Annotated in this window: 17 protein-coding genes; 7 read left to right on the top strand and 10 right to left on the bottom strand. The window is 69.8% G+C overall.

All coding sequences use genetic code 11. From position 1 onward, the window contains the following. Positions 1-54: 54 nt before the first annotated feature. On the bottom strand, positions 55-1539 hold the full coding sequence (locus MRS60_RS18665; RefSeq protein ID WP_414436953.1) for a PLP-dependent aminotransferase family protein: 1485 nt from the start codon (positions 1537-1539) through the stop codon (positions 55-57). Positions 1540-1742: 203 nt separating this feature from the next. On the opposite strand from MRS60_RS18665, the gene MRS60_RS18660 reads away from it, so the two are divergent. Beyond that, a complete protein-coding gene (locus tag MRS60_RS18660; RefSeq protein WP_175748541.1) occupies positions 1743-2093 on the top strand; it encodes a hypothetical protein in 351 nt (116 codons plus the stop codon). 400 nt (positions 2094-2493) lie between these two features. Here MRS60_RS18660 and MRS60_RS18655 read toward each other — a convergent pair whose 3' ends face one another. The 7 genes from MRS60_RS18655 to MRS60_RS18625 all read right to left on the bottom strand — a co-directional run bounded on the left by MRS60_RS18655 (position 2494) and on the right by MRS60_RS18625 (position 7623). Continuing rightward, positions 2494-2916 (bottom strand): DUF6691 family protein, encoded by a 423-nt coding sequence (locus tag MRS60_RS18655; protein ID WP_034179773.1) that lies wholly within the window; start codon positions 2914-2916, stop codon positions 2494-2496. Position 2917: 1 nt separating this feature from the next. After that, entirely contained in the window at positions 2918-3352 is a 435-nt protein-coding gene (locus MRS60_RS18650; RefSeq protein WP_034179774.1) for a YeeE/YedE family protein, read from the bottom strand. Then, the gene (locus MRS60_RS18645) at positions 3342-3692 is read right to left on the bottom strand and encodes an ArsR/SmtB family transcription factor (RefSeq protein ID WP_105391262.1); all 351 of its coding nucleotides are present in this window, start codon (positions 3690-3692) and stop codon (positions 3342-3344) included. Before MRS60_RS18645 ends, MRS60_RS18650 begins: the two co-directional genes overlap by 11 nt. 379 nt (positions 3693-4071) lie before the next feature. Continuing rightward, positions 4072-5340 (bottom strand): NAD(P)/FAD-dependent oxidoreductase, encoded by a 1269-nt coding sequence (locus MRS60_RS18640; protein WP_243566373.1) that lies wholly within the window; start codon positions 5338-5340, stop codon positions 4072-4074. Next, positions 5337-5570, bottom strand: coding sequence for a 2Fe-2S iron-sulfur cluster-binding protein (locus MRS60_RS18635; RefSeq protein WP_243566372.1), 234 nt, complete (start codon positions 5568-5570; stop codon positions 5337-5339). Before MRS60_RS18635 ends, MRS60_RS18640 begins: the two co-directional genes overlap by 4 nt. Then, on the bottom strand, positions 5567-6694 hold the full coding sequence (locus tag MRS60_RS18630; RefSeq protein ID WP_243566371.1) for an NAD(P)/FAD-dependent oxidoreductase: 1128 nt from the start codon (positions 6692-6694) through the stop codon (positions 5567-5569). Before MRS60_RS18630 ends, MRS60_RS18635 begins: the two co-directional genes overlap by 4 nt. Beyond that, positions 6691-7623: a 4-hydroxyproline epimerase gene (locus MRS60_RS18625; protein WP_243566853.1), complete on the bottom strand. Its 933-nt coding sequence runs from the start codon at positions 7621-7623 to the stop codon at positions 6691-6693. Before MRS60_RS18625 ends, MRS60_RS18630 begins: the two co-directional genes overlap by 4 nt. A 251-nt stretch (positions 7624-7874) precedes the next feature. Here MRS60_RS18625 and MRS60_RS18620 point away from each other — a divergent pair, with 251 nt between their 5' ends. The 5 genes from MRS60_RS18620 to ilvD all read left to right on the top strand — a co-directional run bounded on the left by MRS60_RS18620 (position 7875) and on the right by ilvD (position 15475). Next, on the top strand, positions 7875-8795 hold the full coding sequence (locus tag MRS60_RS18620; RefSeq protein WP_059591384.1) for a dihydrodipicolinate synthase family protein: 921 nt from the start codon (positions 7875-7877) through the stop codon (positions 8793-8795). A gap of 230 nt (positions 8796-9025) precedes the next feature. Further along, positions 9026-10651, top strand: a complete 1626-nt coding sequence (locus tag MRS60_RS18615; RefSeq protein ID WP_243566370.1) for an APC family permease — start codon at positions 9026-9028, stop codon at positions 10649-10651. A 76-nt stretch (positions 10652-10727) separates the two neighbouring features. Continuing rightward, positions 10728-12320 carry an aldehyde dehydrogenase (NADP(+)) gene (locus MRS60_RS18610; protein WP_217590671.1) on the top strand — a complete coding sequence of 531 codons (1593 nt, stop codon included), beginning with the start codon at positions 10728-10730 and terminating at the stop codon, positions 12318-12320. Then, positions 12313-13335, top strand: a complete 1023-nt coding sequence (locus MRS60_RS18605; protein ID WP_217590670.1) for an Ldh family oxidoreductase — start codon at positions 12313-12315, stop codon at positions 13333-13335. Before MRS60_RS18610 ends, MRS60_RS18605 begins: the two co-directional genes overlap by 8 nt. Positions 13336-13615: 280 nt before the next feature. Next, a complete protein-coding gene (ilvD, locus tag MRS60_RS18600) occupies positions 13616-15475 on the top strand; it encodes a dihydroxy-acid dehydratase (RefSeq protein ID WP_152857685.1) in 1860 nt (619 codons plus the stop codon). A 158-nt stretch (positions 15476-15633) separates the two neighbouring features. Here the strand turns inward: ilvD and MRS60_RS18595 are convergent, their stop codons facing one another. Both MRS60_RS18595 and MRS60_RS18590 read right to left on the bottom strand, forming a co-directional pair. After that, entirely contained in the window at positions 15634-16560 is a 927-nt protein-coding gene (locus MRS60_RS18595; protein ID WP_243566369.1) for an SH3 domain-containing protein, read from the bottom strand. A gap of 32 nt (positions 16561-16592) precedes the next feature. Beyond that, positions 16593-17024 (bottom strand): hypothetical protein, encoded by a 432-nt coding sequence (locus tag MRS60_RS18590; RefSeq protein ID WP_243566368.1) that lies wholly within the window; start codon positions 17022-17024, stop codon positions 16593-16595. Positions 17025-17321: 297 nt separating this feature from the next. On the opposite strand from MRS60_RS18590, the gene MRS60_RS18585 reads away from it, so the two are divergent. After that, positions 17322-18860, top strand: a complete 1539-nt coding sequence (locus MRS60_RS18585) for a sigma-70 family RNA polymerase sigma factor (RefSeq protein WP_243566367.1) — start codon at positions 17322-17324, stop codon at positions 18858-18860. Positions 18861-18960: the final 100 nt, after the last annotated feature.

Genomic DNA, 18960 nt, shown 5'->3' with positions numbered 1-18960 from the left:
CGCCGCTGCGGCGCGCGGCCGGCCGGAGCGATCGCGCGCCGGCCGCTGTCGTGCTTATGCAGCAGCAGCCGCGTCGCGTATCAGGCGGCCGAGCGTTTCGAAAGCCGCCTCGTGCGCCGCATCGAACACGCGCGTGCACGCAAGCCGGATATAAGCGTCGAAGCGGTCGGAATTCGAGAAGATCGAACCGGGTGCGATCTTGACCCCGTGCGCCAATGCGGCGTCGAACAGCGCGTCGGAGCGCACGCCTTCCGGCAACGCGATCCACAGCAGCATCCCGCCCGGCGGCTGGTTCATCCGGGTTCCGGCCGGGAAATGCCGTGCAATCGCGTCGATCGTCACATCGCGCTGCACGCGCAACTGTTCGCGGAACCGGCGCAGATGGCGATCGAACGCGCCCGAGCCGACGAATTCGGCGGCAACGGCCTGCAGCAACGCAGCGTTGTGCCGGCTGTGCGCGAACTTCAGCATCTTCACGCGCGCATGCCAGCGCCCCGCACTCATCCAGCCGAGCCGCATCCCGGGGGCCAGCACCTTGTTGAACGACGGGCAGTAGATCACCGTGCCGTCGCGGTCCCATGCCTTGGCCGGCTTGACCGCCTGCGGCGCCTCGACGAGCTCGCGATACGGCTCGTCCTCGATCACGGCCACGCCGTGGCGCGAGCACAGCGCGACGAGCGCGGCCTTGCGTTCGTCGGGCATCACGCAGCCGAGCGGGTTCTGCAGGTTCGGCACGACGACCACGGCCCGAATGTCCGGATACGCGGTCAGCGCCACTTCGAGCGCCTCGATCGACAGGCCGGTCGTCGGGCTGGCCGGGATTTCGAGCGCGCGCAGGCCAAGGCTTTCGAGCAGCTGGATCAAGCCGAAGAACGCCGGCGATTCGATCGCGATCGTGTCGCCGGGGCGCGCCACCGCGCGCAGCGCGAGATTCACCGCATCGACGCCGCCGCTCGTCGACATCACGTCGTCCGGCGACACGGTCACGCCGTACGACAGCGCGCGTTTGGCCATCGTCTGCCGGAATTCGGGCGAACCGCCGACGGGCCCCGCGTCGGTCAGCAGCGTCGGCTTGCGCCGCAGCAGCCGGATCGCCAGCGCCTGCAGGCGCTCGGTCGGATACAGCGCAGCCAGCGCGGACGCACCGCCGAGATTCAGCGCATCGGTTGCCGCATTCGCACGGTCGATCACGCGCGACACGCGTTCGTGCAGGCCCGCGAACGGCGGCTCGACACTCAGCGGCGGGCCTTCGCTTTCCGGCAGCGTTTCGAGCACGGCCGACGCGCGGCGCCGCACGAAGTAGCCCGAGCGCGGCTTCGCCTCGCACCAGCCCGTATCCTCGAGCCGCCGGAATGCCTGGATCGCGGTCGACAGGCTCACGCCGTGCTGCGCCATGAATGCGCGCACCGACGGCATCCGGTCGCCGGGCGACAGCGTGCCGGCCGCGATGATGCGGCGGTAATGTTCGGCGAGCCGTTCGTAAAGCGGCTCGCCGTCCATCGGCAAAGGCGTGCGGGATGCGTCGGCGAAAGGCGTCATGCGGGCCATCGTGCCCGCGCGTCCGAGTGCACGCCAGATACAGATTCCGGGAAAAACCACCGATACAGCGACGCAAAATCGGCGCCTGCACCGCAACAGATTCCCGTCCCCTGAATCTGTCGTGCCCGCGCCTGTTTCCCTAACCTGACTGCACGCCGTCGCCTCGCCGTCGCGAGGCCGCGCAACCAGGAAAAGGGATCGCCATGCGGACGCAACATATCCGGCTCGACGCCGGGCAAAGCCACTTTGCGTGGTTCGACAAGGGCAGCCAGGTGATCGTGCTGGACGGCGCGCTCGCGATTACGCTGCGTCACGGCGGGCTCGACTGGCTGCCCGATGCGCCGCAGTACATTCGCCGGGTGCTCGACGAAGGCGAATGCCTGGTGCTCGAGACGGCCGGTCACGTGGCGTTGTCGGCCGGCGGTGCCGGTGCGGTCAGCACGGCGGTTGTGGAGCCTGCTGGCCGCAGAGACGTGCTCGCGGCGTGCAGTGCGATCCTGCGCCGGCTGTCCGGGCGGGTGCGCGGCAGCCATCATGGGCGAGAGCATTCCTGACGTCGCGATTTGCCGATTTGCCGATTTGCCGATTTGCCGATTTGCCGATTTGCCGGTTTGCCGGTTTGCCGGTTTGCCGGTTTGCCGGTTTGCCGGTTTGCCGGTTTGCCGGTTTGCCGGTTTGCCGGTTTGCCGGTTTGCCGGTTTGCCGGTTTGCCGGTTTGCCGGTTTGCCGGTTTGCCGGTTTGCCGGTTTGCCGGTTTGCCGGTTCACCAATTCATCGACTCACCGATTCACCGATTCACCGTTGCACCGATTTGCTGATTCACCGACACGTGGAGACGGCCACGCAGCCACCGCATCATCGCGGCAACGAGCGACCGCACTGCGCTCCAGCCATCCTCATCCGAAGAAACCGCGTCGTCCGCCGCTGCCTGCCCGGCACGCGGCGGCCATCGAATCACCGCACGTTCCTGCGGCGCTCGACCCACTCGAATATCGCCATCCCCGCCAGCATCGCGACGACGAACCCGATCCCCTTGGCCGACCCGAAGCCGATCGACACGATCGCGGGCCCCGGGCAGAACCCGGCCATCCCCCAGCCGATGCCGAACACGGCGCTTCCGGCGACCAGGCGCACGGTGATCGTTCGCAAGGCCGGCAACTGCATCGGCAAGCCGAGCCACGACCGCGTCCGGCGTTTCGCCCACGCGAACGCGAACACGGCCACGCCCATCGCACCGGCCATCACGAACGCGAGCGACGGATCCCAGCGGCCCGCCAGGTCGAGAAAGCCGAGCACCTTCTGCGGATTGGCCATGCCCGACACGATGAGGCCGACGCCGAACAGCAGCCCCGCCAGAAACGCGAATCCTGCCTGCATGTCAGCCTCCCAGCACGTGCCGCCGCACGAATACGGTCACGAAGCCCGCGATCATGAAAGTCGCGGTCGCGACCACCGAGCGCAGCGCACCGCGCGACATCCCGCACACGCCGTGGCCGCTCGTGCAGCCGCCCGCGTAGCGCGTGCCGATCCCGACCAGCAGCCCGGCCGCCAGCAGCTCGGGCCAGCTTGCGTCGACCTGCGGCGTCAGACCGGCTCCGACGACGCGCATCGCGATCGGTGCGGCGATCAGCCCGGCGACGAATGCGACGCGCCAGTCGCGCTCTCCGGAACCCGCCGTGAACAGGCCGCCGACGATTCCGCTGATGCCGGCAATCCGGCCGTTGAACGCGACGAGCCACGCGGCGGCGAGCCCGATCAGCACGCCGCCGGCCAACGACAGCCACGGCGTGAAATGAAGCGTATCAAGCTGCATCGCGCGTCCCCTTCGCGGCCGGGCCGCAGAACTGCTCGTACAGCACGCCCATCACCGCGATCGCGGCCGGGCTGTCGAGCGAATAGTGGATGTTCTTGCCTTCGCGGCGCGTGCGGACCAGCGCGTTGTCCCGCAACACGCCGAGTTGCTGCGACAGCGTCGGCTGGCGGATATCCAGCGTCGTCTCGAGATCGCTCACGCAGCGCTCGCCCTGCGACAGTTCGCAGAGCAGCAGCAGCCGGTCGGGATTCGACAGCACCTTGAGGAACGCGCAGGCCGATTCGGCGGCTGCACGCATCTGGTCGGGCTCGGGCAGCCCGGCGGGAAGATCGTGGTTCATCGGAGCGGGATGACAATTAAAGAACAAATAATATATCAATTCATATAATGTTGCTTCCTGCTATTTATCCATCGGCGACCTTGCGCCCTCTTCGCTCAGGCTTGGTCGCCGGCGATCGCACTCGAGACCGACGCACGCGTCGCATCGGCGCGAACCATGCCTAGCGCCAGCATCCTGCCGAAAAACGCGAGAGCCAAGGCGCGGTGTCGGTGTACCGGTACCCTGAACCCCGACAGCGCGAATCGCGCGGCCGTGGCCGTGGCCGCGACGATCGAATGCCTGCACGCAGGCGCGGCGCCTCAGGCACGTAGATGGGGGAAAGCGAAGATGAAGTAAATGGCGCGGCCCGGCGCAAACCGGGCCGCTTCGCCGCGACGCGTCACGCGCCGTCGCAGGACGCCGTGCCGTCGAGCATCAGCGTGCCGACCCGCGCGGGCACGAGCGGCGTACGCGGCACCGGCGGCGTCCAGCCGAACAGCGCCTGCGCGGCCGCACCGCAAACGCGGCCCTGGCACGCGCCCATCCCGCAACGCGACTGCAGCTTCGCAGCCGTCCAGCCCGGCTCCTGCGCGACCGCATCGAAACGCACATCCTCGCAGCGGCACAGCAGCGTATCGGGCCGCGCAAGCCGGCGGATCGGCTCGCGGATCGCGAAACGCTCGCGTACGGCATCTGCGAAAACCTGCCAGTGCGCGCGCCGCGCGACGAGCGCGGCCAATGGCGCCGTCTGCCCGGTCGCCGCATAACCGGCGATTTCGCCTTCGACCATCGCCAGCTCGCTGCCGCCGACGCCCGTACACTCGCCGGCCGCGAAGCACCCGTCGCGGCTCGTCCGCTGATGCGCGTCGACCGCCACCGCGCCGTTCTCGATCCGGCAGCCGAGATGGCTCGGCAGCACGGTGTTCGGCACGAGGCCGAAGCCGCACGCCAGCCGGTCGCAGTCGACGTCGAACTCGCGATCGCCGTGGCGAATCCGCACGCGTTCGAGCCGCTTGTCGCCGAACGCTGCGACGACGTGCGCGTCCGGCCGATAGGCGGCCGTGAAGAGCTTCGCTGCTTGCACAAGCTTCGACGGCCAGCGCCACAGCCCTGCCCCGAAGCCGGCCACGTCGCCCCATGCGGCCTGTTCGAGCACATGCGACACGCGCGCGCCGGCCTGACGTGCCGTCGCCGCGCTCGCCAGCAGCAGCGGCCCGCTGCCCGCGATCACCGTGCGCTGCCCGCGCACGTCGAGGCCGTACTTGATCAGCGCCTGCAAGCCGCCCGCGCCGGTGACGCCCGGCAGCGTCCAGCCCGGGAACGGCAGCAGCAGCTCGCGTGCGCCGCAGCACAGAATCAGCGTCCGGAACTCGAGCAGCAGCCCGCGCTCGTCGTCCTCGAGCAGCAGCGTGCCCGGCTGCGTTTCGGCGACGATGCGTGTCCCTGCAAGGTGCGTGACGTTCGGCTGCCGCAGTACGGTGAGGCGTTCGGCCGCGGCCTGCACCGGCGTGGCCGCTGCGCCTTGCCGCCAGATCTGCCCGCCCGCCCGCGGGTTGTCGTCGACGATCGCAACCGTTGCACCGCTTTGCGCGGCGGCCTGCGCGGCCGACAGCCCGGCCGGGCCCGCCCCGACGATCGCGACGTCGACACTCAGTCGTTCCTGTTTCATCGTGTGCGCTCCACCTGCATCCCGTCGCGGCACAACGTCTGGCAGGCCAGCCGGCGGCGGCCGTCGATCGTCATCCGGCACTCCTGGCAGATGCCCATTCCGCAAAACGGCGCACGCGCCGCACCCGTGCACGACACGCGCGTCGTGTCGTCGCCGCTCGCCGCGACGGCGGCCGCGACGGTCGCGCCGCCGGCCACCGTCAGCGCGCGGCCGTCCAGATGAATGATCATGTCAGCGCTCCGGCTACGGGGGACGCGGTCAGAAAGCGTCCCGGCAAATACGGTTCGATATCGATGGGCGGCCGTTCGCCGGCCATCTGTGCGGCGACGAGCCGCGCGCTACCCGGCGCGGTCGTCACGCCGAGCCCTTCGTGCCCGACCGCGAGCCACACGCCCGGCCGCGCCGGGTGCTCGCCGAGCAGCGGCAGGCCGTCGGGGCTCGCGGAACGGAAACCTGTCCATGAACGGATCCCGTTCAGGTCGGCCAGATCCGGCAGGTAGCCGACCGCGCGATGCAGCATCCGTGCGAGCACGGGCGGCTCGACGCGCGCGTCTTCGGTGTCGAACTGGCGCGACGAGCCGATCAGCAACTGGCCGGTCGGCCGCGGCTGCACGTTGAACGCGACCGACGTGCCGTCGCTCGCATGCGCGCTCGCCGCATAACCAAGCTCGACGAGCTGGTGCGACACGTGGCCCGGATAGCGGTCGGTGATCAGCAGGTGGCCCTTTTTCGGGCGCAGCGGCAGCTCGGGCAGCAGCGTGCGTGCCGCGACACCGTTCGCGACGACCACGCGTTCCGCGCGTAATGTGTCGCCGCCCGCGAGCGTCACGCGCGGGCCGTCGACCGCAACGGCCCGGTCGCGGCGCAACGTGATGCGCGGGGCGCGCTGCAGCAGCCAGTTCGCGGTGACGGGCGCATAGAGGATCGCGTCGCCCGGAATCTTCAGCGCGCCGCCGAGCCCCGCGCGCAGCATCGGCTCCAGTTGCGCGAGCGTCGCTGCGTCGATCAGCTCGCCGGCCACGCCGTGCGCGGCAAGCGTCGCCTGCTTCGCGCGCGCGAGATCCATTTCGTGCGCGTCGGCCGCGAGCCACAACGTGCCGCAGTTGCGGTACGCGCAGCCTTCCGGCATCTCGCCGCTCAACGCGCGCCACAGTTCGATCGAGTAATGGCTCAGCGCGAGCTCGGCCGCGTTGTCGTCCATCGCGACGAGGTGGCCCATCCCCGCGCCGGTCGCACCGCCGCTCGCGTCGTCGACGACGAGCACGCGCAGCCCGCGCTGCGCGAGTTCGTGCGCGCACGCCGCGCCGACGATGCCGGCGCCGATCACGACGACGTCGGTCCTTGCGTCGCTCACGGCGCGATGCCCCAGCCGAACGGATCGTCTTCCTCGATCAGCAGCGTCGCTTCCGCGCTCAGGTGCGCGCTGCCGCGAATCGTCGGCACGATGCCGCCGTCGGCCTGCTCGTAGCTGGCCTGGAACACGCTGCCGATCACGCTCGCCTGCCGCCACACGGCGCCCGGCGCGAGCTTGCCGTCGGCCGCGAGACACGCGAGCTTCGCGCTCGTACCGGTGCCGCACGGCGAACGGTCGTATGCGAGGCCCGGGCACAGCACGAAGCTGCGGCTGTCGTGCTCGGCATCGTCGGCGAACAGCTCGATATGGTCGATCTCGCCGCCGTTCGCGCCGGTGATGCCCGCGCGTTCGAGCCCTGCGCGCACGGCCGACGCATACGCGGTAAGCGCCGCGACGTTGTCGCCGGCGACGCGCTGCCCGTGGTCGCTGATCAGGAAGAACCAGTTGCCGCCCCATGCGATGTCGCCCTTCACGGGGCCGTAACCGGGCACGTCGACCGCGACACCCTTCGCGTGGCGATACGCGGGCACGTTGCGCACGCTGACCGACAGGTCGTCGTGCAGCGTCGCCTCGACGGTGCCGACGGGCGTTTCGATCAGATGCACGCCGGGCCGGATGCGCCCCATGTGATGCAGCGTGCGCACGACGCCGATCGTGCCGTGCCCGCACATGCCGAGATAGCCGCTATTGTTGAAGAAGATCACGCCGGCCGCCGCGTCGGGCGATACCGGTTCGCACAGCAGCGCGCCGACCAGCACGTCGCTGCCGCGCGGCTCGAGGATGCACGCGGTGCGATAACGATCGTGCTCGCGCGCGAGCACGTCGCGCCGCTCGGCCATCGTGCCGCTGCCGAGCGACGGAAAACCGGACACGACGAGCCGAGTGGGTTCGCCGCCCGTGTGCGAATCGATGATCTGGATGCGCTTCATCATGAGCCGTCCGAAGTGGGGAAAGGAGCATAGCTTCCTCCGTCGCGCGTCCATCCGCTTGTGGCTTTTCGATAAGGACGACGACGAAATCGGCATAGTGCGAGGCGCCCTTCGCGCACCGGGCGGCCGCTGTGCCGATTTCGTCATTTTGCTCCGCGATACAACTCAAGCGTGATGGGCATTTGCGCGGCGATACTGGTTGCCACACCGACACACCTGTCGGCCGACCGATACGAACGTAGGAGATTTCAGTGAGCCGCAAAGCCATTCAGTGGACCGGGGTTTTCCCGGCCGTCAGCACCCAGTTCAAGCCGGACTTTTCCCTCGACATCGACGCCACCCACCGCGTGGTGAAGAACCTGGTGAACGACGGCGTGTCGGGCCTCGTGGTCTGCGGCACGGTCGGCGAAAACACGTCGCTGTCGACGAGCGAGAAGCTGCAGGTGATCGAAGCCGCGCGCGACGCGGCCGGCGGCAAGATTCCGGTAATCGCCGGCATCGCCGAATTCACGACCGAATTCGCGCGCAACACGGTGCGCGAAGCGCAGCGCGTCGGCGTCGACGGCGTGATGGTGATGCCCGCGCTGGTCTACTCGGCGAAGCCGCATGAAACCGCCGCGCACTTCCGCGCGGTCGCGACCAGCACCGACCTGCCGGTGATGGTCTACAACAACCCGCCGATCTACAAGAACGACGTGACGCCCGACGTGCTGATCGCGCTGCAGGACTGCGAGAACATCGTCTGCTTCAAGGATTCGTCGGGCGACACGCGCCGCTTCATCGACCTGCGCAACGCTGTCGGCGATCGCTTCGTGCTGTTCGCGGGCCTCGACGACGTCGTGGTCGAGAGCATCGCGGTCGGCGCCGAAGGCTGGGTGTCGGGCATGTCGAACGCGTTCCCGAAGGAAGGCGAGACGCTGTTCCGCCTCGCGAAGCAGAAACGCTTCGACGAAGCCCTCGCGCTGTACCGCTGGTTCATGCCGCTGCTGCACCTCGACGCGCGCCCCGACCTCGTGCAGTGCATCAAGCTGTGCGAAGAGCTGGTCGGCCGCGGCAGCGCGGTCACGCGTCCGCCGCGCCTCGCGCTGCAGGGCGACACGCTCGCGGAAGTGAAGGCAATCGTCGCGAAGGCGCTCGAAACGCGCCCGGCGCTGCCCGACGTCGGTCTCTGACCGACTCCCTCTGCGGCGGCGCAAGGCTTTCCCCCTCGCGCCGCCGTCTCCGGTCCGGCATGGCCTGCGGGCCCGTTCGCCCCGGCGCCCGCCTGCGCCGCACGTGAACGGCCCGCGGCCCGCCCCGGTCGTTCGAACCGGGCGACGCCGGCCGGCAGGCGTACGCCGCTGCTCCGTCGGAGCGCGGCGCACCAGACGCCTGCACCGATATCCCCCCAGGAGACAAGCCCATGCCAGGCCAAGGCAACGCTCACCCGTCCGTCCCGCTTTCCCGTGCCGTGCACCCCGACGCGGGTCACGGCAAGTTCAAGAAACAGTTGTCGCTGACCGATCTCACGTTCATCGGTCTCGGCGCCATTTTCGGTTCGGGCTGGCTGTTCGCCGCGAGTCACGTGTCGACGATCGCGGGCCCGGCCGGCATCTTCTCGTGGCTGCTCGGCGGCTTCGCGGTGCTGCTGCTCGGCATCGTCTACTGCGAACTCGGCGCCGCGCTGCCGCGCGCGGGCGGCGTGGTCCGCTACCCGGTGTTCTCGCACGGCCCGCTGCTCGGCTACCTGATGGGCTTCATCACGCTGATCGCGTTCTCCAGCCTGATCGCGATCGAAGTCGTCGCCGCGCGCCAGTACGCGGCCGCGTGGTTTCCGGGCCTCACCGTCGAAGGATCGAGCGACCCGACGACGCTCGGCTGGCTCGTGCAGGCCGCACTGCTCTGCTTCTTCTTTTACCTGAACTATTCGAGCGTGAAGACGTTCGCGAAGGCGAACAACATCATCAGCATCTTCAAGTTCATCGTGCCGCTCGCGGTGATCGGCGTGCTGTTCACGTTCTTCAAGCCCGCGAACCTGACCGTGCACGGCTTCGCGCCGTTCGGCATGCCGGGCATCGAGATGGCCGTGTCCGCCGGCGGCATCATCTTCGCGTACCTCGGGCTCACGCCGATCGTGTCGGTCGCGAGCGAGGTGCGCAATCCGCAGCGCACGATCCCGATCGCGCTGATCCTGTCGATCCTGCTGTCGACGCTGATCTACGTGCTGCTGCAGCTCGCGTTCATCGGCAGCATCCCGACCGCGATGCTCGCCGGCGGCTGGCACGACATCAGCAAGGCGTTCACGCTGCCGTACCGCGACATCGCGCTCGCGCTCGGCGTCGGCTGGCTCGCGGTGATGGTCGTCGCCGATGCGATGATCTCGCCGAGCGGCTGCGGCAACATCTACATGAACGCGACGCCACGCGTGGTCTACGGCTGGGCGAAGACGGGCACGTTCTTCAAGGTCTTCACGCGCGTAGACGAAGCGTCGGGCATCCCGCGCGCGGGCCTGTGGCTCACGTTCGGCCTCGCGATCTTCTGGACGATGCCGTTCCCGTCGTGGGAAGCGCTGATCAACATCGTGTCGGCCGCGCTGGTGCTGAGCTACGCGGTCGCGCCGGTATCGGTCGCCGCGCTGCGCCGCACCGCGCCCGACCTGCCGCGGCCGTTCCGCGCAAGCGCGTTCGGCATCACCGGCCCCGCGTCGTTCGTGATCGCCGCGCTGATCGTCTACTGGTCGGGCTGGAGCACGGTGTCCTGGCTGCTCGGCCTGCAGATCGTGATGTTCGTCATCTATCTCGCGTGCCGCCGCTGGGTGCCGACCGCACACCTGAGCCTCGCCGAACAGGTGCGCTCGTCCGCGTGGCTGATCGCGTTTTATGCCGCGATGATCGTGCTGTCGTATCTCGGCGGCTTCGGCGGCACGGGCCGGCTCGCGCATCCGTACGACACGGTCGTCGTCGCGGCGGTTGCGCTCGTCATCTACTACTGGGGCGCGAATACCGGCATCCGTTCCGACAAGCTGCAGCTCGACGACGACGAGGACTGACGCACCCGCTCCCTCTTCGCACCATCACTCCGGCCGGGCGCGCCATGCCCGGCTACTGTTTTTTTCGAGGAAAACCATGCAACTCACAGGTCAGCTCCTGATCGGCCAGTCCGCCGTCGCCGGACAGAACGGCACCCTCCACGCGATCGCCGCCGCGACCGGCGAGCCACTCGAACCCGCTTTCGGCGGCGCGAGCCTGCACGACCTGGAGACGGCCTGCGCGCTCGCCGACGACGCGTTCGACACGTATCGCGAAACGACGCTCGACGCGCGCGCCGCGTTTCTCGACGCGATCGGCCGGCACATCATGGCGCTCGGCGACGACCTGATCGAACGCTGCGTCGCAGAAACGGGCCTGCCGCGCGCACGCGTCGAAGGCGAACGCGGCCGCACGGTCGGCCAGCTCGCGCTGTTCGCGTCGCTCGTGCGCGACGGCGGTTTTCTCGACGCGCGGATCGATCCGGCGCGCCCCGAGCGCAAGCCGCTGCCGCGCGTCGACCTGCGCCTGCGCAACGTCGCGGTCGGGCCCGTCGCCGTGTTCGGCGCGTCGAACTTCCCGCTCGCGTTCTCGGTCGCCGGCGGCGATACGGCCTCGGCGCTCGCGGCCGGCTGCCCGGTGATCGTCAAGGCGCATTCCGCGCATCCGGGCACGTCGGAACTCGTCGGCCGCGCGATCCAGCAGGCGGCGCGCGAATGCGGGATGCCGGCCGGCGTGTTCTCGCTGCTGTTCGACGCGTCGCGCGAGATCGGCCAGGCGCTCGTCGCCGATCCACGCATCAAGGCCGTCGGCTTCACCGGCTCACGCCGCGGCGGCGTCGCGCTGATGCATATCGCGGCCGCGCGCCCCGAACCGATTCCCGTCTATGCGGAAATGAGCTCGATCAATCCGGTGCTGCTGTTTCCCGCCGCGCTCGACGCGCGTCACGATGCGATCGCGCCGCAGTTCGTCGCGTCGCTCACGCTCGGCGCGGGCCAGTTCTGCACGAACCCCGGTCTCGTGCTTGCCGTCGACGGCCCCGCGCTGCGCGCGTTCGAAGCCGCGGCGGCCGATGCCGTGCGCGCGGCGGCCGCGCAGACGATGCTGACGCCGCACATCCACGCAAGCTATGCGCAAGGCGTCGCGGCGCTGCGCGGGCACGACGCGGTCGAATTGCTGGCGGAAGGCGTCGAAGGCAGTCGCTACCAGGCCCGCGCGGCGCTGTTCGCGACGTCGGCCGACGCGTTCATCGCGCGCCCCGAACTGCGCGAAGAAGTGTTCGGCCCCGCTTCGCTGATCGTGCGCTGCCCGGATGCCGACACGCTGCATCGCGTGCTGAAGTCGCTCGAAGGCCAGTTGACGATCGCCGCGCATCTCGCCGACGGCGACGCGCCGCTGTTCGCCGCGCTGCGCCCGACGCTCGAGCGCAAGGCCGGCCGCATTCTCGTCAACGGCTTCGGCACCGGCGTCGAGGTCGGCCATGCAATGGTGCACGGCGGCCCGTTCCCGGCGACGTCCGACACGCGCACGACGTCGGTCGGCGCACGCGCGATCGAGCGCTTCCTGCGCCCGGTGTCGTACCAGGACCTGCCGGACGCGCTGCTGCCGGACGCGATCCGCGATAGCAATCCGCTGAACGTGCCGCAGCGCATCGACGGCGTGCCCGCGCCGCGCGAGGTGAACCATGTCTGAGCAAACCGCCGAAGTCGTCCTGTCACTCGACGAAGTCCATGCGCTCGCGCTGCGCGTGCTGACGCACAACGGGATGTCCGATGCGCATGCGCGGGCGATCGCCAACGTGATCACGCAGGGCCAGCGCGACGAATGCCATTCGCACGGCGTGTACCGGCTGCTCGTCTGCGTACGTTCGCTGAAGAAGGGCAAGGTCGATCCGCAAGCGGTGCCGACGCTGCGCCGGCTGTCGTCGTCGATCGTCGCGGTCGACGCGCATCGCGGCTTCTCGCTGCTGAGCTTCGAAACCGGGCTGCCCGTGCTCGCCGAGATGGCGAAACAGCACGGGATCGCCGCGATGGCGATCAACCACTGCTACCACTTCTCCGCGCTGTGGCCCGAGGTCGAGGCGATCGCGGCCGAGGGGCTGGTCGGCATCGCGATGAACCCGAGCCACAGCTGGGTCGCGCCGGAAGGCGGCCGCGAACCGGTGTTCGGCACGAACCCGATCGCGTTCGCATGGCCGCGCCCGGATGGCGAGCCGTTCGTGTTCGATTTCGCGACGAGCGCGATCGCGCGCGGCGACATCGAGCTGCACGCGAAGCAAGGCAAGGCGATTCCGCCGCACTGGGCGATCGACGCCGACGGCCAGCCGACCACCGATCCGAAGGCCGCGCTGCAGGGCGCGATGCGCACGTTCGGCGGCCACAAGGGCTCGGCGCTCGCGGCGATGGTCGAATTGCTCGGCGGCGCGCTGATCGGCGACATGACGAGCCGGGAATCGATGGATTTCGACGAAGGCGTCGGCGCGACGCCATGCCACGGCGAGCTCGTGATCGCGTTCGATCCGAAGGTGTTCCTCGGCGACGATCTCGACGCGGGGCTCGCGCGCGGCGAGCGGATGTTCGGGTCGATCGTCGCGCAGGGCGCGCGGCTGCCGTCGCAACGGCGGTTCGACGCCCGCGCGCGCAGCATCGCGAACGGCGTGCGGATTCCGCAGGCGCTTTACGACGAGATCCTGACGCTGCTCGACTGACGCCGGAGCGCGGGAGTGGCGCGGCTGGATCGTCGATAAAAGCGCGATCCGGCCGCCTCTCGAACCGGCCGCGCGGGCGTGCCGCAACCGCCCGCGCGTTGCGCGCCGCGCCGGCCGCACGCGCCGCTTGCCGGCCCCGCGGGCGCCACGCCCCCGGCGGCTGTGGGATAATCGCCCGGTTTGCCCAGGGCGCAGCTCAAGAGGTTGTTCGCACGGGCGCGAGAGAGGCCTTTATTCCCGTGCCTCCACCCTTTTCCGCGATATTTCTTCAGCAACCACGATGCCCACTTACCGTTCCAAAACCTCCACCGCCGGCCGCAACATGGCAGGTGCGCGCTCGCTGTGGCGCGCCACCGGCATGAAAGACGACGATTTCTCGAAGCCGATCATCGCGGTCGTCAACTCGTTCACCCAGTTCGTGCCCGGGCACGTGCACCTGAAGGATCTCGGCCAGCTCGTCGCGCGCGAGATCGAGGCTGCCGGCGGCGTCGCGAAGGAATTCAACACGATCGCGGTCGACGACGGCATCGCGATGGGCCACGACGGCATGCTGTATTCGCTGCCGAGCCGCGACATCATCGCCGACTCGGTCGAATACATGGTGAACGCGCACTGCGCGGACGCGATGGTGTGCATCTCGAACTGCGACAAGATCACGCCGGGGATGCTGATGGCCGCGATGCGCCTGAACATTCCGGTGATCTTCGTGTCGGGCGGCCCGATGGAAGCCGGCAAGACGCGCCTCGCTAACCCGGTCACCAAGACCGTCGAACTGAAGAAGCTCGACCTCGTCGACGCGATGGTGATCGCGGCCGACCAGTCGTATTCGGACGCCGACGTCGCCGAAGTCGAACGCTCGGCCTGCCCGACCTGCGGCTCGTGCTCGGGCATGTTCACCGCGAACTCGATGAACTGCCTGACCGAAGCGCTCGGCCTGTCGCTGCCCGGCAACGGCACGGTGGTCGCGACGCACGCCGATCGCGAGCAACTGTTCAAGCGCGCCGGCCGCCGCATCGTCGAACTGACGCGCCAGCACTACGAGCAGGACGATGAACGCGTGCTGCCGCGCTCGGTCGGCTTCAAGGCGTTCGAGAACGCGATGACGCTCGACATCGCGATGGGCGGCTCGACCAACACGATCCTGCACCTGCTGGCGATCGCGCAGGAAGCCGGCATCGACTTCACGATGAAGGACATCGACCGCCTGTCGCGCACCGTGCCGCAGCTGTGCAAGGTCGCGCCGAACACGAACAAGTACCACATCGAGGACGTGCACCGCGCAGGCGGCATCATGGCGATCCTCGGCGAGCTCGAGCGCGCCGGCAAGCTGCACACCGACGTGCCGACCATCCACGCACCGACGCTGAAGGATGCGCTGGACCAGTGGGACATCGTGCGCACGCAGGACGAAGCGGTCCGTACGTTCTACCTGGCCGGCCCGGCCGGCATCCCGACGCAGGTCGCATTCAGCCAGAACACGCGCTGGCCGAGCCTCGACCTCGACCGCGCCGAAGGCTGCATCCGCTCGTACGAGCATGCGTTCTCGAAGGAAGGCGGCCTCGCGGTGCTGACGGGCAACATCGCGCTCGACGGCTGCGTGGTGAAGACGGCCGGCGTCGACGAAAGCATCCTCGTGTTCGAAGGCTCGGCTCACGTGACCGAATCGCAGGACGAAGCGGTCGAGAACATCCTGAACGACAAGGTCAAGGCGGGCGACGTGGTGATCGTGCGCTACGAAGGCCCGAAGGGCGGCCCCGGCATGCAGGAAATGCTCTACCCGACCAGCTACATCAAGTCGAAGGGGCTCGGCAAGGCATGCGCGCTGCTGACGGACGGCCGCTTCTCGGGCGGCACATCGGGCCTGTCGATCGGTCACTGCTCGCCGGAAGCGGCAGCGGGCGGCGCGATCGGCCTCGTGCGCGACGGCGACCGAATCCGCATCGACATCCCGAACCGCACGATCGACGTGCTGGTATCGGACGAGGAACTGGCGCGCCGCCGCGAAGAGCAGAACGCGAAGGGCTGGAAGCCGGCGCAGCCGCGTCCGCGCAAGGTGTCTGCGGCGCTGAAGGCGTACGCGAAGCTGGTCATGTCGGCCGACAAGGGCGCGGTGCGCGACGTGTCGCTGCTCGACGACTGACGGGGCGGTCTACCGACGACGGGCAACCGGCGACGGACAGTCCGCTCGGGCTGCGGCGCCACGCAACCGCCCGGCCGCCCGCTCGCCTGATCCAGAAGCCGCTCTCCGGAGCGGCTTTTTTTCGTCCTGCGCGCGGAGAAATCGCGGGGCTGGTACGGTCAATGACGGTATTCGTCGGTACCGCCGCCACCGCCGCCACCGCGGGTACCGCCGCCGTTTCCGCCGCCTTGCGGCCGCGCGTAACCACCGCCACCGCCGCCACCTCCCTGATGCACGGGCGGCATCGGACGGGCTTCACCGCCCGGTGCGGGCGGCGGGCGCAATACGGCCGGCGGCGGGCCCGCCGGACGGGCATTGCCCGGCGCGGCCTGCATCGGTGCAGGCGCAGGTGCCGCCGGCGCCGGCATGCGGTTCGCTCCGTTCCAGCCGCCGCGCGTGGCCGACGGCTGCGCATCATGCGGCGCGGGCTGCGGGCCGCCCGGCGCGGCCTGCATCGGTGCAGGTGCAGGTGCCGCCGGCGCCGGCGTGCGGTTCGCTCCGTTCCAGCCGCCGCGCGTGGCCGACGGCCGTGCATCATGCGGCCCCGGCGGCGGGCCGCCCGGCACGGCCTGTATCGGCCCGCCCGGCCGCGGACGGCCCTGTCCCGGCGGGAACCCGCCGGGGCCGAGCCGCGGTTCCGCGCGATGCGCCCAACGATCGCGGTCGTGGTACCACGGGCGGTGCCGGTAATAACGATCCCAGTACGCGCCGATCGCGAATCCGGTCACCGGGACCCCGATGATCGCGCCGTATTCGAGCAACGGCACGTAGTTGCCCTGGTACGGATACTCGAGCAACTGCGCATCGATCCAGCCGCGCACGCCCGGCAGCGCGACGTCGCACCACGAGTAGTCGCTCAGGCAGCCGAATACCTCCAGCGCCGTGTCGGGCGGGATCTGCGCGACCACCGGATAATCGGGCGCCGGCCCGGCGTACAGCTCGGCCGGCGAGTTCGTGTAGGCGCTGCTCTGCGCATCGGCGACGCCCGGCGCGGCCGCGAGGCCAAGCAGGACGACGCACAGACTTCGGACAATCGTGTTGCTCATGATGCTCTCCCGCGCGGCCCCGCCGCGCGCCCTCAGTGCCGATGGCCGCCGCCCCAGTGGCCGCCGCCCCAATGCCCGCCGCCCCACGGACGATGCCAGTACCCGCCGCGCCCGCCCCGGTACCCGCCGCCCCAACGGCCCCAGAAGCCGATCGTGACGGGCGGCCCGTACCAGCCGGGGTAGTACGCGGGGTACGCGGGGTAGTAGTACGGATACGGCGGCGGCACATAGGCCGGCGCGACATACACCGGCACCGGCGCAACGACGTCGGCCGGCGTATCGGGGGCCGGCGAAAGGGCCGCGCCGGGCGCGGCCGGTGCAACCGGGATCTCGCGCTGTGTTACCGTGGCGGGCGCCGGCGCGTAATAAGGCGCATACCCGTACGGGCTCGTGTAGTAGCAGCCGCCGAGCGTCAGCGCGGCCAGCGCGATGACGGCGGGCCTCGCGGCGGAAATCGGGTTCATCTCGTGCTCCGGCAGAATCCGCGCGCCGCCGCCGGGCGCGCGCCTGACTCTAGCTTACGTCCCCTGCAGATTTCCGCGGGTATGATCGGTTACTTTTTGTTTCCTGCACCGGACGGTCGTGCGGGCATACCCCATGCTGCCTGTCTGCCGCGCCCGCATTGAAGTTGGCGCAGATGCCCTCAACTTGAACGATGTCAGGCTGACCGGCGCGGACGAGCGTTCGCGGACACACGGCGGCCCGAAACCGGCGGACTTCGGTCCGCCCCCGACAGGAGCGCGGCCCACGCCGCCATCGACATGACTACGCCACGCCCCACTCCCCGGGCGGACACGCCGCTCGATCCGATCATCCAGTTGCTGGCGCTCGCCGGCGAACAGGGTTATCTGACGCACGCCGACCTCGTCGACGCGCTGCCGCCCGAAAGCGACAGCCCCGACGCGCTCGACGTCGTGCGCGCCGCGCTCGCCGACATCGGCATCGCCGTGCTCGACGAGCCGGCCGCGCCTGCGCCGTTCGCCGGTACGGCACCTGTCGATGTCGATCGCGACACGCTCGACGAAGGCCGGGCCGTGCTCGGCGATCTCGCACGCGGCACGAGCGCATCGACCGATCCGCTCGCGCTCTACATGCGGCGCATGCAGGCAGTACCGCTGCTCACGCGCGAAGGCGAAATCGTGCTCGCCCGCGAAATCGAGACGGGCCGCCACCAGGTGCTGCACGCGCTCGCCGGCTGTCCGGCGGCGGTCGACGCGCTGCTTGCGCGTCACCGTGCAACGGCGGGTGCCGCCGGCGCAACCGGATCGCCCGACGACGACGACGGCGACACGCCCATGCCCGCCAGCTACGACGCGCTGCAGGCAGCCGTGTCGGCGCTGCGCGGCGCCTTGCTTGCGCATGGCTGCCGTTCGGCCGAATACCGCGACGCGCGCAACCGCGTGGCCGCGCTGCTCGGCACGATCGCGTGGGTCGCGCCGGCCGTCGACGACGCAAGCCGCGTCGTGCGCGCGCTCGCGGCAGCCCCGCACGACGCCGCAGCGGGCGAAGCCGCCTGCTTCGACACCGTCGCCCGCCGTGCCCTCGCGGCGGCGCTGACCGACGGCCAGCAGAAAGTGCACGACGCGACCCGCGCGATGCTCGAAGCGAACCTGCGGCTCGTGCTGTCGATCGCGCGCAAGTACATGAACCGCGGCATCGACCTGCCCGATCTGGTGCAGGACGGCTGTGTCGGCCTGATGCGCGCGATCGAGAAATTCGAATACCGGCGCGGGTTCAAGTTCTCGACCTATGCGACCTGGTGGATCCGCCAGGCGGTCGCGCGCGCGGTCGCGGATCGCTCGCGCACGATCCGCGTGCCGGTGCACGTCGGCGACCAGTACCAGCGTGTACGGCGGCATGCGCTGCGCTTTCGCCAGCACACCGGCCGCCAGGCAACGCCTGCCGAACTCGCGGCCGAAACCGGGCTCGACGAGGACAAGGTGCGCGCGGTGCTCGCGCTGCCCGCCGAGCCCGTCTCGCTCGACACGCCGCTGCCCGACGCGGACACCGGCCTCGTGGACCTGATCGAGGATCAGGCGTCGGCCAGCCCGTTCGAGCAACTGGCCGACACGCGCATGCGCGAATGCGTGACGTCGCTGCTGCGGTCGGTCACGCCGGCCGAGGCCGACGTGCTGCGCCGGCGGTTCGGCCTCGGCGGCGCCGAGCCCGATACGTACGACGCGATCGCGCAGGACGCGGGCATGTCGCGCGAACGCGTGCGGCAGATCGAGAAACGTGCGCTCGCCGCGCTGCGCACGGCCGCCGAGGCCGAGAACGCGCAGTCGTTTCTCGACGCGTAAGCGCGACGCACGGTCGTGCCCACATGCGGCACGACCGTGCGCTTCGCGCCTGTGCTACGTTTGCCATTGACGTGCGTCAAGTTTTGTTCGTCGCGCGTCG

Source organism: Burkholderia pyrrocinia (assembly GCF_022809715.1).
GTDB lineage: Bacteria > Pseudomonadota > Gammaproteobacteria > Burkholderiales > Burkholderiaceae > Burkholderia > Burkholderia pyrrocinia_C.
Note: the sequence above shows the minus strand (reverse complement) of the source record. Positions and strands in the feature narration are given on the sequence as shown.

Coding starts and splice junctions, on each gene's coding strand:
- MRS60_RS18635 (WP_243566372.1), bottom strand. CDS start 5,570: ATGATCATTCATCTGGACGGCCGCGCGCTGACGGTGGCCGGCGGCGCG.
- MRS60_RS18650 (WP_034179774.1), bottom strand. CDS start 3,352: ATGCAGCTTGATACGCTTCATTTCACGCCGTGGCTGTCGTTGGCCGGC.
- MRS60_RS18590 (WP_243566368.1), bottom strand. CDS start 17,024: ATGAACCCGATTTCCGCCGCGAGGCCCGCCGTCATCGCGCTGGCCGCG.
- ilvD (WP_152857685.1), top strand. CDS start 13,616: ATGCCCACTTACCGTTCCAAAACCTCCACCGCCGGCCGCAACATGGCA.
- MRS60_RS18615 (WP_243566370.1), top strand. CDS start 9,026: ATGCCAGGCCAAGGCAACGCTCACCCGTCCGTCCCGCTTTCCCGTGCC.
- MRS60_RS18610 (WP_217590671.1), top strand. CDS start 10,728: ATGCAACTCACAGGTCAGCTCCTGATCGGCCAGTCCGCCGTCGCCGGA.
- MRS60_RS18655 (WP_034179773.1), bottom strand. CDS start 2,916: ATGCAGGCAGGATTCGCGTTTCTGGCGGGGCTGCTGTTCGGCGTCGGC.
- MRS60_RS18625 (WP_243566853.1), bottom strand. CDS start 7,623: ATGAAGCGCATCCAGATCATCGATTCGCACACGGGCGGCGAACCCACT.
- MRS60_RS18665 (WP_414436953.1), bottom strand. CDS start 1,539: ATGACGCCTTTCGCCGACGCATCCCGCACGCCTTTGCCGATGGACGGC.
- MRS60_RS18585 (WP_243566367.1), top strand. CDS start 17,322: ATGACTACGCCACGCCCCACTCCCCGGGCGGACACGCCGCTCGATCCG.
- MRS60_RS18605 (WP_217590670.1), top strand. CDS start 12,313: ATGTCTGAGCAAACCGCCGAAGTCGTCCTGTCACTCGACGAAGTCCAT.
- MRS60_RS18595 (WP_243566369.1), bottom strand. CDS start 16,560: ATGAGCAACACGATTGTCCGAAGTCTGTGCGTCGTCCTGCTTGGCCTC.
- MRS60_RS18640 (WP_243566373.1), bottom strand. CDS start 5,340: ATGAAACAGGAACGACTGAGTGTCGACGTCGCGATCGTCGGGGCGGGC.
- MRS60_RS18660 (WP_175748541.1), top strand. CDS start 1,743: ATGCGGACGCAACATATCCGGCTCGACGCCGGGCAAAGCCACTTTGCG.
- MRS60_RS18645 (WP_105391262.1), bottom strand. CDS start 3,692: ATGAACCACGATCTTCCCGCCGGGCTGCCCGAGCCCGACCAGATGCGT.